At 72.1% G+C, this 14074-nt stretch carries 13 protein-coding genes; 6 read left to right on the top strand and 7 right to left on the bottom strand.

The window, feature by feature from the left end; all coding sequences use genetic code 11:
* Nucleotides 1–5: 5 nt before the first annotated feature.
* On the bottom strand, nt 6–1253 hold the full coding sequence (locus tag ACZ6R9_RS22500; RefSeq protein ID WP_465539889.1) for an FAD-dependent monooxygenase: 1248 nt from the start codon (nt 1251–1253) through the stop codon (nt 6–8).
* Nucleotides 1250–1849: a chorismate pyruvate-lyase family protein gene (locus ACZ6R9_RS22495; protein ID WP_380485456.1), complete on the bottom strand. Its 600-nt coding sequence runs from the start codon at nt 1847–1849 to the stop codon at nt 1250–1252. The genes ACZ6R9_RS22500 and ACZ6R9_RS22495 overlap by 4 nt, the downstream gene beginning before the upstream one ends.
* Nucleotides 1850–1985: 136 nt before the next feature.
* On the opposite strand from ACZ6R9_RS22495, the gene ACZ6R9_RS22490 reads away from it, so the two are divergent.
* The gene (locus ACZ6R9_RS22490; RefSeq protein ID WP_465539887.1) at nt 1986–2630 is read left to right on the top strand and encodes a DUF2461 domain-containing protein; all 645 of its coding nucleotides are present in this window, start codon (nt 1986–1988) and stop codon (nt 2628–2630) included.
* A 27-nt stretch (nt 2631–2657) separates the two neighbouring features.
* On the opposite strand, the gene ACZ6R9_RS22485 is transcribed toward ACZ6R9_RS22490, so the two are convergent.
* Nucleotides 2658–3599 (bottom strand): heme o synthase, encoded by a 942-nt coding sequence (locus ACZ6R9_RS22485; protein WP_380485460.1) that lies wholly within the window; start codon nt 3597–3599, stop codon nt 2658–2660.
* A gap of 403 nt (nt 3600–4002) precedes the next feature.
* Here ACZ6R9_RS22485 and tkt point away from each other — a divergent pair, with 403 nt between their 5' ends.
* From tkt to pgl, 5 genes are all read left to right on the top strand, one after another.
* Nucleotides 4003–6099 carry a transketolase gene (gene tkt / locus ACZ6R9_RS22480; RefSeq protein WP_380485462.1) on the top strand — a complete coding sequence of 699 codons (2097 nt, stop codon included), beginning with the start codon at nt 4003–4005 and terminating at the stop codon, nt 6097–6099.
* A gap of 98 nt (nt 6100–6197) precedes the next feature.
* Nucleotides 6198–7331, top strand: a complete 1134-nt coding sequence (gene tal / locus ACZ6R9_RS22475; protein WP_465539885.1) for a transaldolase — start codon at nt 6198–6200, stop codon at nt 7329–7331.
* Nucleotides 7332–7399: 68 nt separating this feature from the next.
* Complete coding sequence (zwf, locus tag ACZ6R9_RS22470) at nt 7400–8959, top strand: glucose-6-phosphate dehydrogenase (RefSeq protein WP_380485633.1); 1560 nt, start codon at nt 7400–7402, stop codon at nt 8957–8959.
* Nucleotides 8956–10011 (top strand): glucose-6-phosphate dehydrogenase assembly protein OpcA, encoded by a 1056-nt coding sequence (gene opcA / locus ACZ6R9_RS22465; protein ID WP_380485466.1) that lies wholly within the window; start codon nt 8956–8958, stop codon nt 10009–10011. Before zwf ends, opcA begins: the two co-directional genes overlap by 4 nt.
* The gene (gene pgl, locus ACZ6R9_RS22460; RefSeq protein WP_465539883.1) at nt 10008–10745 is read left to right on the top strand and encodes a 6-phosphogluconolactonase; all 738 of its coding nucleotides are present in this window, start codon (nt 10008–10010) and stop codon (nt 10743–10745) included. Before opcA ends, pgl begins: the two co-directional genes overlap by 4 nt.
* A gap of 541 nt (nt 10746–11286) precedes the next feature.
* Here pgl and ACZ6R9_RS22455 read toward each other — a convergent pair.
* The 4 genes from ACZ6R9_RS22455 to ACZ6R9_RS22440 form a co-directional block, all read right to left on the bottom strand.
* Nucleotides 11287–11622 (bottom strand): RNA polymerase-binding protein RbpA, encoded by a 336-nt coding sequence (locus ACZ6R9_RS22455; RefSeq protein ID WP_073814874.1) that lies wholly within the window; start codon nt 11620–11622, stop codon nt 11287–11289.
* 127 nt (nt 11623–11749) lie between these two features.
* Nucleotides 11750–11983 (bottom strand): preprotein translocase subunit SecG, encoded by a 234-nt coding sequence (gene secG, locus ACZ6R9_RS22450; RefSeq protein ID WP_380485470.1) that lies wholly within the window; start codon nt 11981–11983, stop codon nt 11750–11752.
* An 88-nt stretch (nt 11984–12071) separates the two neighbouring features.
* Nucleotides 12072–12857 (bottom strand): triose-phosphate isomerase, encoded by a 786-nt coding sequence (gene tpiA / locus ACZ6R9_RS22445; RefSeq protein ID WP_380485472.1) that lies wholly within the window; start codon nt 12855–12857, stop codon nt 12072–12074.
* Between the two features lie 7 nt (nt 12858–12864).
* Nucleotides 12865–14070 carry a phosphoglycerate kinase gene (locus tag ACZ6R9_RS22440; protein ID WP_380485474.1) on the bottom strand — a complete coding sequence of 402 codons (1206 nt, stop codon included), beginning with the start codon at nt 14068–14070 and terminating at the stop codon, nt 12865–12867.
* Nucleotides 14071–14074 lie beyond the last annotated feature (4 nt).

Below are 14074 nucleotides of genomic sequence, written 5' to 3'. Positions count from 1 at the left end.
GCATGCTACCGACCGGTAGCGCCGGTGGCGACGGCACCGGCCTGTGCCGACGGCCACATGGCGGGCAGCGGCAGCTCACCCGCCCCCGCGTAGGCCAGCGCGAAGGCCTCGCCCTCCGGCCCGGGGGCGGCGATCCGGCGGATCCGCTCCAGCCGCAGCCGCAGCGCGAACTCGCGCTGCTCGGGCGGCAGTCCGGCGGGCAGGTGCAGCAGGTCGAGCAGCTGCTCGGAGAACTCCTGGGTCTGCCAGGCGGCGTCCAGCCGGCGCCGCTCGTACCCCGCCAGGCCGGCGCCGTCCGGCTCGCCGCCGCTCAGCTCGGCGAGCAGCGCCCCCGCCAGATCGGCGACGTCCGCGACCGCCGAGTTGAGGCCCTTGGCGCCGGACGGAGTGACGGTGTGCGCGGCGTCCCCGGCCAGCAGCAGCCGCCCGGCCCGCATCCGGCGGGCGACCTTGCCGCGCATCCGCAGCATGCCGGTCTCCAGCAGCGCGCCGAGCGCGGGGTCCTCGCCGTCGAGCTCCAGCCGGCGTGCGAGTTCGGCACGGATCCGCCGCTCGCCCCAGCCGGCCGGGTCCTCCCCGGCGGGCACCTCCAGGTAGAACCGCCCGACGTCGGCGGTGCGCGGCATCATCCCGGCGAACCCGTCCGCGTGCACGGCGTAACGGATCTGCTCGACCGGCCGGGAGATCCGGGCCAGCACCGTCAGCCAGTCGTACGGGTAGCGCCGCCCTGGCCCGTCGGCGCCGTCGGGGAAGGCGGCGGCGACCACGCCGTGCGCGCCCTCGCAGCCGATCACGTACTCGGCGCCCAGCGGGCCGTCGGCGGTGTGCAGCACGGGCCGGCCGTCGGCACCGAGCGTGACGGACTCCACCGGCCGCTCGAAGGCGATGGCGCCGCCGACCTCCAGGTACGCGGCGATCAGGTCGCGCAGCAGCAGCTGCTGCGGGTACACCCAGTGCCGGATGCCGCCGGACAGCACCCCGTAGTCGACCAGCACGTTCTCGCCGAGGCAGGTGATCTCGCACCGGCCGTGCCGCTCGCCCTCGGCGGTCAGCCGGTCGGTGAGGCCCAGCGCGCGCAGGTACTCCACCACCCGGTGCTCCAGCACCCCGGCCCGGGCGGCGCTCTCGACGGCGGCCCGGGACAGGCGCTCGTGGACGGTGACGGCGACCCCGGCCCGGTGCAGCACGTGGGCGAGCACCAGCCCGGCGGGCCCGGCACCGACGATCGCGACGGTGGTGGTGCGGCGGGTCATCGGCGGCCTCCGACGGCGAGCAGGGCGGCCCCGGGCGCGACGGTCGCGGCGGGCACCAGGGCGGGGTTGAACGTTTCGGTGACGGCGGCCAGCGGGTTCGGCCCGTGCCACATCAGGTAGGTCTTGTACGCGGCGTCCGCGCCGTCCCAGTCGCGCACGCCGACGTCCAGCACGGTGCGCCGGTACCCGGTTCCGCGGGCCTGCAGGGCGGCGCCGATCGGCGCGGCGGTGTCGGTCAGGCACTGCTCGGCGCCGGCGGACAGCACGGGCCGGGCGACCACCACGTTGCGTGAGACCTCGGCGCCGTCACCGGCGGTGAGCACCGAGCGGCGGACGATCAGCTCCTCGCCGCCGTCGGCCAGCAGCAGCGCCGCCGCCCCGGCGGGCGCCTCGACGGCCGTCACCCGCCGGTGGTCGGCGTACCCGACCCGCACCGGCCCGCGGGTCCAGGCCGACAGCAGGGTGGTGGTGAGCCCGTCCGCGCCGAGCAGTATCCGGGTGGGCGCGTCGGCGAAGGCGCCGAGCAGCCCGGCGAGCTCGGCCGGTTCGCGGGCCAGGAACAGGTGTCCGGACAGGACGATGGACTGCAGCGGCATCGGTTTCCCCCGAAAGACAACGACAGGATCGCGGCGGTCGCCGACCCTACTGGAGAACTGTTGCCGCTGACGAAACGTCACCCCTTGCGCAGGCAAAGCCCGCGGCCCGCGCCGCCGCGGCGTGAATACTGGCCCTGTGAACGATTTCCGTGGCTGGCCGGCCGAGGCCCTGGAGTTCTACGAGCACCTGGAGGCCGACAACTCCAGGACGTTCTGGACGGCGCACCGCGCCCAGTACGAGGAACAGGTGCGCGCCCCGATGGAGGCGCTGCTGGCCCGGCTGGAGCCCGAGTTCGGCCCGGGGAAGATCTTCCGGCCGAACCGGGACGTCCGGTTCTCGGCCGACAAGTCCCCGTACAAGACGCACATCGGCGCGGTGCTGGAGTCCGGCGGGTACGTGCAGCTGTCCGCCGAGGGGCTGGCCTGCGGGCTGGGCTACTACCACCTGGCCACCGATCAGCTGGCGGCCTACCGCACCGCGGTGGCCGAGGACCTGCCGGGCGCCGAGCTGGAGCGGGTGGTGGCGCAGGTGCGCGCGGCCGGGCCCGAGGTGGTCGGCCGGGACAGTCTGAAGACGGCGCCGCGCGGCTACCCGAAGGACCACCCGCGGATCGAGCTGCTGCGCCACAAGGGCCTGATCGCCTGGCAGCGGTGGGAGCCCGCGCCCTGGCTGGGCACCGCGAAGGCGTACGGCCGGGTCACCGGCTTCCTGCACGCGGCGGCCCCGCTGCACGAGTGGCTGGAGAACCACGTCGGCCCCAGCGGGCTTGCGCCGCGCTGAGGCCGAGAGGTTTGGAAAACGGGGGTGTCAGCCCACGAACGGGTCGATCGCGACTTCCAGGAACAGCAGCGTCAGGTACGTGATCGACCAGTGGAACAGCCGCATCTCCTTGAGCTTGGCGCCCACGATGCCGGCCTTGGCGCGCGACTGGAGCGCGTACGCCTCCTTCATCCACAGCGCGCCGAGCACGGCGGCGGTGACCGGGTACAGCCAGCTGGTGTGCGCGACCGGCCACAGCAGCATCGAGGTCGCCACCATCACCCAGGAGTAGACGACGACCTGCTTGGCCACGCCGATGTTGCCGCGGATCACCGGCAGCATCGGCACGCCGGCCCGGGCGTAGTCGTCGCGGACCTTCATCGACAGCACCCAGGTGTGCGGCGGCGTCCAGAAGAACACCACCAGGAACAGCAGCAGCGCCGACCAGGACAGCGAGTTGGTGACGGACGCCCAGCCGACGAACACCGGCATGCAGCCGGCGATGCCGCCCCAGACGATGTTCTGCGCGGTGCGGCGCTTGAGGCCCAGCGTGTAGACGAACACGTAGAACAGCAGCGCGCTGCCGGCCAGCGCCGAGGACAGCCAGTTGACCAGCACGCCGAGCCAGACGGTGGAGACCACGGCCAGCGAGATGCCGAAGACCAGCGCCTCGCGCGGCGAGACCATGCCGGTGACGATCGGGCGCCGCTCGGTGCGGGACATCACCGCGTCGATGTCGCGGTCGATGTACATGTTGAGCGCGTTGGCGCCGCCCGCGGACAGGTAGCCGCCGACCACTACCGCGAGCACCCGCCACAGGTTGGGCACGCCGCCCTGGGCCAGGAACATCACCGGCACCGTGGAGATCAGCAGCAGCTCGATGATCCGAGGTTTGGTGAGGGCGACGAAGGCCCCGATGCGGGCCCCGAACGGCCGGCGCGCGGTGCTCGTCCCTACCACCCCGGCGGGGCGGGTTTCGACGGCGGTCACGGACACCTCAACAGTCGATGAACTTCCACAGGCGTCCCGGAGAACCCGCAGGGTGCCCACCGTCCGCGCTGCGCGTACCACGCAACCATAGACGCTCCATATCTCCCGATCCGCCCCGGGGTCCCCCGGCGAGCCGTGCGCATGCGCGTCTTACGCCTCGGACGGGCAAACCCTCCCCGGACGGGTGAATGTAGGACAGAGGAGTTGACGACCCGGCAGGGGAATGCGACGCCGCCGCTCCTGGTTGCCCGGCACGCAGGGTGAGGTGCCCCGCAAACGGTAGGCTCGCACAGAGAAGCGGGATCAACCCTCCGTGATCGGCACCAGCCACAGCGGCGTGGCCGACCGGTCCCCTTCACGGGGTGACACTTCTACAAAAATCCGGAAGGAGCCCTGAGCAAGGGTGAGCACGACGCCGAACGTATTCGAGTGGAGCGAGCTGGACCAGCGTGCCGTGGACACGGCCCGGGTCCTGGCCATGGACGCCGTGCAGAAGGTGGGGAACGGACACCCCGGCACCGCCATGTCGCTGGCCCCCGCCGCCTACCTCATCTTCCAGCGTTTCCTGCGCCACGACCCCACCGACCCGACCTGGGTCGGCCGCGACCGCTTCGTGCTCTCGCCGGGGCACACCTCCCTCACGCTGTACACCCAGCTGTTCCTGTCCGGTTACGGACTGTCGCTGGACGACCTGAAGGCCTTCCGGGTCGCGGGCAGCCGCACCCCCGGCCACCCCGAGCACGGCCACACCGCCGGCGTCGAGACCACCACCGGCCCGCTCGGCCAGGGCGTGGGCAACGCGATCGGCATGGCGATGGCCGCCCGCTACGAGCGCGGCCTGTTCGACCCGGACGCGCCGGCCGGCACCTCGCCGTTCGACCACACCATCTGGGCGATCGTCTCCGACGGCGACCTCCAGGAGGGCATCTCCGCCGAGGCGTCCTCGCTGGCCGGCCACCAGAAGCTGGGCAACCTGGTCGCGCTGTACGACGACAACCACATCTCCATCGAGGGCGACACCGCCACCGCGTTCTCCGAGGACGTGCTGGCCCGCTACGAGGCGTACGGCTGGCACGTCCAGCGGGTCGTCCCGAAGTCGGACGGCGACATCGACGTGGTCGCGCTGGCCGCCGCGCTGGAGGCCGCCAAGGCGGAGACCGGCAAGCCCTCGATCATCGCGATGCGCACCATCATCGCCTGGCCCGCGCCGAACGCCCAGGACACCGCCAAGGCGCACGGCTCGGCCCTCGGCGACGCCGAGATCGCCGCCACCAAGAAGGTGCTGGGCTTCGACCCGCAGAAGACCTTCGAGGTGACCGACCAGGTCGTCGCGCACGCCCGCGAGGTCGTGCAGCGCGGCCAGGCCGCCCGCACCGCCTGGGAGGAGCAGCTGCGCGAGTGGCGCGCCGCCAACCCGCAGCGCGCCGCCGAGTACGACCGGATCCAGATCGGCGAGCTGCCCGACGGCTGGGAGAAGGCGCTGCCGGTCTTCCCGGCCGGCAAGGACGTCGCCACCCGCAAGGCCTCCGGCGACACCCTGAAGGCCGTCGGCAAGCTGATCCCCGAGCTGTGGGGCGGCTCCGCGGACCTCGCCGAGTCCAACCTGACCACCATCGACGAGGAGTCCTCCTTCCTTCCGGAGGGCAACCCGCTCAAGAGCGCCTCGCCGTACGGCCGCACCATCCACTACGGCATCCGCGAGCACGCCATGGGCTCCGTGATGAACGGCATCGCGCTGCACGGCCGCACCCGCATCTACGGCGGCACCTTCCTGGTGTTCTCCGACTACATGCGCCCCGCGGTCCGGCTCGCCGCGCTAATGAAGCTGCCGGTGGTCTACGTCTGGACGCACGACTCGATCGGCCTCGGCGAGGACGGCCCGACCCACCAGCCGGTCGAGCACCTGGCCGCGCTGCGCGCCATCCCGGGCCTCGCGGTGGTCCGCCCGGCGGACGCCAACGAGACCGCCGTGGTGTGGCGCACCGTGCTGGAGCGGCAGACCAGCCACCCCGGCCCGGTCGGCCTGGTGCTGACCCGGCAGGGCGTGCCGACCTTCGACCGCGAGCTGTTCGGCTCCGCCGAGGGCGCGGCCAGGGGTGGCTACGTGCTGGCCGAGGCCGAGGGCGGCGAGCCCAAGGCGATCCTGATCGGCACCGGCTCCGAGGTGCAGCTGGCGATGCAGGCCCGCGAGGCGCTGCAGGCCGAGGGCACCCCGACCCGGGTGGTGTCGATGCCGTCGGTGGAGTGGTTCAACGAGCAGGACCAGGCGTACCGCGACAGCGTGCTGCCGCCGAACGTCCGGGCCCGGGTCTCGGTCGAGGCGGGCATCGCCCAGGGCTGGCGCGAGCTGGTCGGCGACGCCGGACGGATCATCAGCCTGGAGCACTTCGGCGCCTCCGCCGACTACAAGGTGCTCTACCAGGAGTTCGGCATCACCGCGGACGCGGTCGCCAACGCGGCCCGCGCCTCGCTGCGCACGGTCGAGGCCGTCTCCCGCTAAGGCCCGGTCGCACCCCGGCCCGGGGGATCCGCACTCCCCCGGGCCGGGCCCCGGACTCCACCGCAGACGTACGAAAAGAAGAAGAGGGACTGAGCACCATGACCGACGCATTGAACCGCCTCAGCGAAGAAGGCGTGGCGATCTGGCTGGACGACCTCAGCCGGGAGCGGCTGAACTCCGGCAACCTGGCCGAGCTGGTGCAGGAGAAGCACGTCGTCGGCGTCACCACCAACCCGACCATCTTCCAGAAGGCGATCGCCGGCAACGGCGCCTACAACCGCCAGCTGGAGGACCTCGCGGTGCGCAAGGTCACCACCGACGAGGCCGTCCGCATGATCACCACCTCGGACGTCCGGGACGCCGCCGACGTGCTGCGCCCGGTGTACGACGCCTCCAACGGCCGTGACGGCCGGGTCTCCATCGAGGTCGATCCGCGGCTGGCCCACGAGACCGCCGCGACCATCGCCGAGGCCAAGCAGCTGTGGTGGCTGGTCGACCGCCCGAACGTGCTGATCAAGATCCCCGCCACGCTGGCCGGCCTGCCCGCGATCAGCGCGGTGCTCGCCAAGGGCATCAGCGTCAACGTCACGCTGATCTTCTCGCTGGAGCGCTACAAGGCCGTCATCGACGCCCACCTGACCGGCCTGGAGCAGGCCAAGGCCGCCGGCCTGGACCTCTCGCAGATCGAGTCGGTCGCCTCGTTCTTCGTCTCCCGCGTAGACACCGAAATCGACAAGCGCCTGGACGCGATCGGTGGCGAGGCCAAGGGCCTGCGCTCCAAGGCCGCGGTGGCCAACGCCCGCCTCGCCTACCAGGCGTACGAGGAGGTGTACGGCTCGGTCGACGGCAGCAAGCCCGCCTCGGCCCGCTGGCAGGCCCTGGAGGCGGCCGGTGCCAAGCCGCAGCGCCCGCTGTGGGCGTCCACCGGTGTGAAGGACCCGAGCCTGCCGGACACCCTGTACGTGACCGAGCTGGTCGCCCCGGGCACCGTCAACACCATGCCCGAGGCCACTCTGGACGCCACCGACGACCACGGCGTCGTCACCGGCGACACCATCACCCCGAACTACGCGGACGCCAAGGCCGTGCTGGACGCGGTCGCCGCGGCCGGCGTGGACTACGACGACGTGGTGCGGGTGCTGGAGGAGGAGGGCGTGCAGAAGTTCGAGGTCTCCTGGAACGAGCTGCTCGACACCGTCACCGCCGCACTCCAGTCGCACGGCGACAACTGACTCCTGCTCACGAAACCGAACGGAAAGCGGAGCACACCACAGTGAGCAACACCCAGCCGTACCCGGACGTGGAGGGCACGGAGCCGGTCGGGGGCACCACCCCCAGCCAGCCCGTCAACCCGCTGCGGGACCCTGCCGACCGCCGGCTCCCGAGGATCGCCGGCCCGTCCGGCCTGGTGATCTTCGGCGTCACCGGCGACCTGTCCCGCAAGAAGCTGATGCCGGCCATCTACGACCTCGCCAACCGCGGCCTGCTGCCGCCGGGCTTCTCGCTGATCGGCTTCGCCCGGCGCGAGTGGGCCGACGAGGACTTCGCGCAGGTGGTGCACGACGCCGTCAAGGAGCACGCGCGCACCCCGTTCCGCGAGGAGGTCTGGCAGCAGCTCGCCAAGGGCATGCGGTTCGTCCAGGGCGACTTCGGCGACGACGAGGCCTTCGACACGCTGCGCCGCACCATCGAGGAACTCGACCAGGCGCAGGGCACCAGCGGCAACTTCGCGTTCTACCTGTCGGTGCCGCCGAAGTTCTTCCCCACCGTGGTCCAGCAGCTGAAGAAGCACGGCCTGACCGACCCGGCGCCGGGTTCCTGGCGCCGCGCGGTCATCGAGAAGCCCTTCGGCCACGACCTGGCCAGCGCCCAGGAACTGAACCGGATCGTCCACGAGGTCTTCCCGCGCGACGAGGTCTTCCGGATCGACCACTACCTGGGCAAGGAGACCGTCCAGAACATCCTGGCGCTGCGCTTCGCCAACCAGATGTTCGAGCCGATCTGGAACCGGTCGTACGTGGACCACGTGCAGATCACCATGGCCGAGGACATCGGCATCGGCGGCCGGGCCGGCTACTACGACGGCATCGGCTCGGCCCGTGACGTCATCCAGAACCACCTGCTCCAGCTGATGGCGCTGACCGCCATCGAGGAGCCGGCGTCCTTCCACCCGAAGGCGCTGGTCGCCGAGAAGCTGAAGGTGCTCAGCGCCGTCAAGCTCCCCGCCGACCTGGGCAAGCACACCGTGCGCGGCCAGTACACCTCCGGCTGGCAGGGCGGTCAGGAGGTGGTCGGCTACCTGGACGAGGACGGCATCAACCCCGAGTCCAAGACCGACACCTACGCGGCCATCAAGCTGGAGATCAACAACCGGCGCTGGGCGGGCGTGCCGTTCTACCTGCGCACCGGCAAGCGGCTGGGCCGCCGGGTCACCGAGATCGCGGTGGTCTTCCAGCGTGCCCCGTACCTGCCGTTCGACTCCTACGCCACCGAGGAGCTCGGCCAGAACGCCCTGGTGATCCGCGTCCAGCCGGACGAGGGCGTCACCGTGCGCTTCGGCTCGAAGGTCCCCGGCACCGCGCTGGAGGTCCGCGACGTCACCATGGACTTCGCCTACGGCGAGTCGTTCACCGAGTCCAGCCCCGAGGCGTACGAGCGCCTCATCCTGGACGTCCTGCTGGGCGACGCCAACCTCTTCCCGCGGCACCAGGAGGTCGAGCTGTCCTGGCAGATCCTCGACCCGATCGAGCAGTACTGGGACGCCAACGGCAAGCCCGCGCAGTACCCGGCCGGCACCTGGGGCCCGGCCGAGGCGGACGAGATGCTCGCACGAGACGGCAGGAGCTGGCGCCGGCCATGAAGATCGACCTGACGAACACCACGTCGAGCAAGATCAACGCTGCTCTGATGGACGCCCGGCGGGCCAGCGGCTCGACCGCCGCCGGCATGGTGCTGACCCTGGTCATCGTGACCGACGAGGGCAGCGCCTACGACGCCCTGAAGGCCGCGAACGACGCCTCCCGCGAGCACCCCTCGCGGACCCTGGCCGTCATCAAGCGGGCCGGCCGCTCGCCCCGCGCCCGGGCCGAGACCCGGCTGGACGCGGAGATCCTGGTCGGCAGCGACGCCGGCAGCGGCGAGACCGTCATCCTGCGCATGCACGGCGAACTCGCCTCGCACGCGCAGTCCGTGGTGCTGCCGCTGCTGCTGCCCGACGCCCCCGTGGTGGTCTGGTGGCCGGACAACGCACCGCTCCACCCCGCCCAGGACCCGCTGGGCGCGCTCGCCCAGCGCCGGATCACCGACGCGGTGACCGCCGAGTCGCCGGTCGGCCAGCTCGCCCAGCGGGCCGCCGGCTACACCCCCGGCGACACCGACCTGGCGTGGACCCGGATCACCGGCTGGCGCTCCATGCTGGCCGCCGCGCTCGACCAGCGCGACGTCGAGATCACCGCCGCGGTGGTCGAGGGCGAGTCGTACAACCCCAGCGTCGAACTGCTCGGCCTGTGGCTGCACAACCGCCTGCGGGTACCGGTCGAACGGGTCGTCACCGGCGGCCCCGGCATCACCGCCGTCACGCTGCGCACCAAGGACGGCGACATCGTCCTGGACCGCCCCGACGGCCTGCTCGGCACCCTGTCGATGCCCGGCGCGCCCGACCGCATGGTCGCGCTCAAGCGCCGCGACACCGCCGAACTGATCGCCGAGGAACTGCGCCGCCTCGACCCCGACGACATCTACGCCACCGCCGTCCGCACCCCCGTGGACCGGCTGCGCGAGCGGATCGCCGGAGTCGAGCACGCGGGCCCCGGCGGCACCGTCGAAGGACACGCCGCGAAGCACGCGGCCGACGAGGGCGAGGAGCCCGCCGCCACCAAGAAGACCGCCACCCGCAAGCGGAGCGCCCAGTGAGCACCGAGACGGTCCTGGTCCACCGCGACCCGGCGGTGCTGGCCGAGGCGGCCGCCGCCCGGCTGATCACCGCCGTGGTCGACGCACAGGCCGCGCGCGGCGCCGCCAACCTGGTACTCACCGGCGGCCGCAACGGCAACGCCCTGCTCGCCGCGCTCGCCGCCCACCCGGCGCGCGACGCGGTGAACTGGGCGCAGGTCGACCTCTGGTGGGGCGACGAACGCTACCTGCCGGCCGGCGACCCGGAGCGCAACGCCGTGCAGGCCGCCGCGTTCCTGGACGCCGTCCGGCCGCTCGGCGCCCGGGTGCACGAGATGCCCGCCGACGGCGGCTCCTCCCCCGAGGACGCCGCCGCCCGGTACGCCGCCGAACTCCGCACCGCCGCCCCCAACGGCGCGGACCTGCCGGTGTTCGACGTCCTCCTGCTCGGCATCGGCCCCGACGCGCACGTCGCCTCGCTCTTCCCCGGCCACCCCGGGGTCCGGCAGACCGAGGGCACCGTCATCGCCGTGCACGACTCGCCGAAGCCCCCGCCGACCCGCCTCTCCCTCACCCTCCCCGCGCTCCGCACCGCCCACCAGGTCTGGCTCCTCGCCGCCGGCCCCGACAAGGCCGACGCCGTAGCCCTGGCCCGCACCACCCCCACCCCCGAAACCGCCCCCGCCGGCGCCGTCACCGGCACCGCCCGAACCCTCTGGTTCCTCGACACCGCCGCGGCCGGCAAGCTCCCCTGACACCCCATCACCCAAGCCCCCACCAGGGCCACGGGGAAACAGCGCCCAACCCCCCACGCCCCACCAGGGACACGGGAAAACAGCGCCAAACCTCCGCGCCCCGCCAGGGGCCGCGTGGACACTGCACCCAACCCCCACGCCCCGCCAGGGGCCGCATGGAAACAGCGCCCAACCCCCGCACCCCGCCAGGGGCACGTGGAAACAGCGCCCAACCCCCGCACCCCGCCAGGGGCCGCGGGGACACTGCACCCAACCCCCACGCCCCGCCAGGGGCCGCGGGGAAACAGCGCCCAACCCCCGCGCCCCGTCAGGGGCCGCGTGGACACTGCGCCCAACCTCCGCGCCCCGTCAGGGGCGCGGGGAACTGCGCGAGGGGGAACGCGACCACGCCAATGCCGCCCACCCGGAGAACCCCCCAGGTGGGCGGCATTCGTTCCCACTGACGCCCCGTCACTCGTGGGGAACGCAGGGACGCACCCACGCAAAAAGCCGCCCACCCGGAGAACTCCCCAGGTGGGCGGCTTTCACGTTGCCGCACGGCTCAGATCTCGCCTCGCAGCTTGGCCAGCGCCTCAGCGAGAATCGCCTCGCCGTCGGCGTCGGTCCGCCGCTCCCGCACGTACGCGAGGTGGGTCTTGTAAGGCTCGTTGCGGGCCGGCGCGGGCGGGTTGTGCTCGTCCTGGCCGGCCGGGAACCCGCAGCGGGGGCAGTCCCAGGTGTCCGGGATGGCCGCCTCCGCGGCGAAACTGGGGCGCGTCTCATGCTTGTTGGCGCACCAGAAGGAGATCCGGTTGCGGGGAGCGGACTCGCCGCGCTCCGCCTCCCCCATCGGGCCGGCACCGACTCTGCTGCCTCGGATCGCGTTGCCACTTGCCACGGTCTGACTCCCCTGCGTGCTGGTGCCGTCCGGCCGCGGCTGGGCGGACGGTGGCGAAGTCGTCCTAGTGTAAGCGGCGGTTAAGGTTGTGCCACCATCGCCGCCGACTTCACGTCAGTTGTCGGTGTCAGCTGCTCTTCAGCAGCAGGCCGAGCACGATGATGCAGGCGAACCAGGCCAGGCCGACCACGACGGTGATGCGGTCGAGGTTGCGCTCGGCCACCGCGGAGCCGCCACCGGTGGACATCGCGCCGCCGCCGAACATGTCGGACAGGCCGCCGCCCTTGCCCTTGTGCAGCAGGACCAGCATGATCATCAGCACACTGAGAATGATCAGAGCAATCTCGAACCCGAGAACCACGACGGGACCAACTCTCTCGAATCTTCGGCGAAGGGGCCGGGCCCGCTCCACGCGGTCCGGCCCCAAAGCCTACGTTGCTGCGGCGGCGTTAGCCTACTGCCTGGTCACGGTACCGCACGATCTTGACGAACTCCTCGGCGTCCAGCGAGGCACCGCCGATCAGTCCGCCGTCGATGTCGGGCTTGGCCATCAGGCCGGCCGCCGACGAGGACTTCACCGAGCCGCCGTACAGCACGCGGACCTTGTCGGCCAGGTCGGTGCCGTACAGCTCGCCGAGCCGGGCCCGGATCGCGCCGCACACCTCCTGCGCGTCCTCGGGCGTGGCGACCTCGCCGGTGCCGATCGCCCAGACCGGCTCGTACGCGACCACGATGCTCTCCGCGTCGCCGGCCGGAACGCCGTCCAGCGCGCCGTCCAGCTGCGCGAGGGTGTACGCGACGTGGGTGCCGGCCTTGCGGATCTCCAGCGGCTCGCCGATGCACAGGATCGGGGTGATCCCGTTGCGGTAGGCGGCCTTCACCTTGGCGTTGACGATCTCCTCGTTCTCGCCGTGGTACTGGCGGCGCTCCGAGTGGCCGATCACCGCGTAGGTGCACTTCAGCTTCGCCAGCATCGGCCCGGACACCTCACCGGTGTAGGCGCCGCCGTCGTGCTGCGAGATGTCCTGCGAGCCGTACTTGAGCTTCAGCTTGTCGCCGTCGACCAGGGTCTGCACGGAGCGCAGGTCGGTGAACGGCACCAGGACGGCGACCTCGACGGCCTTGTAGTCCTTGTCGGCCAGCGAGAACGCCAGCTTCTGGGTGTGCTGGATGGCCTCGAGGTGGTCGAGGTTCATCTTCCAGTTGCCCGCCATCAGCGGGAGACGCTCAGTCATGTCCTTCTCAGTCCTCCAGGGCGGCGAGACCGGGGAGGGTCTTGCCCTCCAGGTACTCGAGGCTCGCGCCACCGCCGGTCGAGATGTGTCCGAACTTCGCCTCGTCGAACCCGAGGGTGCGCACCGCTGCCGCCGAGTCGCCGCCGCCGACCACCGTGAACGCCTCGGAGTCGATCAGCGCCTGGGCCACGGCCCGGGTGCCGTCCGCGAACGCCGGGTGCTCGAACACGCCCATCGGGCCGTTCCAGAACACGGTCTTCGCGTCGGCGATCTTCTCCGCGAACAGCTGCGCGGTCTTCGGGCCGATGTCCAGGCCCAGCGCGCCGTCCGGGATGGCGTCCACGTCCACCACCGCGAAGTCGTCCACCGGGGCGCCGGTCTTGACGTCCGGGAACGAGCCGGACACCGCGGTGTCCAGCGGGATCACGAACTCCACGCCCTGCTCGGCGCCGCGCTTCAGGTAGTCCTGGACGACCGGGATCTGGTCCTCCTGGAGCAGCGAGGCGCCGACGCCGTGGCCCTGGGCGGCGATGAAGGTGTACATCATGCCGCCGCCGATCAGGATCCGGTCGGCCTTGCCGAGCAGGTTCTCGATCACGCCGACCTTGTCGGAGACCTTGGAGCCGCCGAGCACCACCACGTACGGGCGGGCCACGTCCTCGGTGAGGCGCTTGAGCACGCCCACCTCGGTGGCGATCAGGTCGCCGACGGCGTGCGGCAGGCGGGCCGGAAGGTCGTAGACGGAGGCGTGCTTGCGGTGCACCGCACCGAAGCCGTCGCCGACGTACAGGTCCGCCAGGCCGGCCAGCTGGTCGGCGAACGCACCGCGCTCGGCGTCGTCCTTGGAGGTCTCGCCGGCGTTGAAGCGCAGGTTCTCCAGCAGCGTGACCTCGCCGTCGCCGAGAGCGGCGACGGTGGCCTTCGCGCTGTCCCCGACCGTGTCGGTGGCGAAGCTCACCGGGCGGCCCAGGATCTCGCCGAGGCGGACCGCCACCGGCGCGAGAGAGAACTTCGGGTCCGGCTCGCCCTTCGGGCGGCCCAGGTGCGAGGCGACGACCACCCGGGCGCCACGCTCGACGAGCTTGGCGATGGTCGGCGCGACGGCGCGGATCCGGCCGTCGTCGGTAATGGTGTCACCGGACAGCGGCACGTTGAGGTCGGCGCGGACGAACACCCGCTTGCCGGAGACCTCCAGGTCTTCGATCGTCTTCACGGTC

It is taken from the genome of Kitasatospora sp. NPDC048662 (assembly GCF_055587065.1).
The sequence above is the reverse complement of the archived record's forward strand: the minus strand, read 5'-3'. Positions and strand labels throughout refer to the sequence as shown.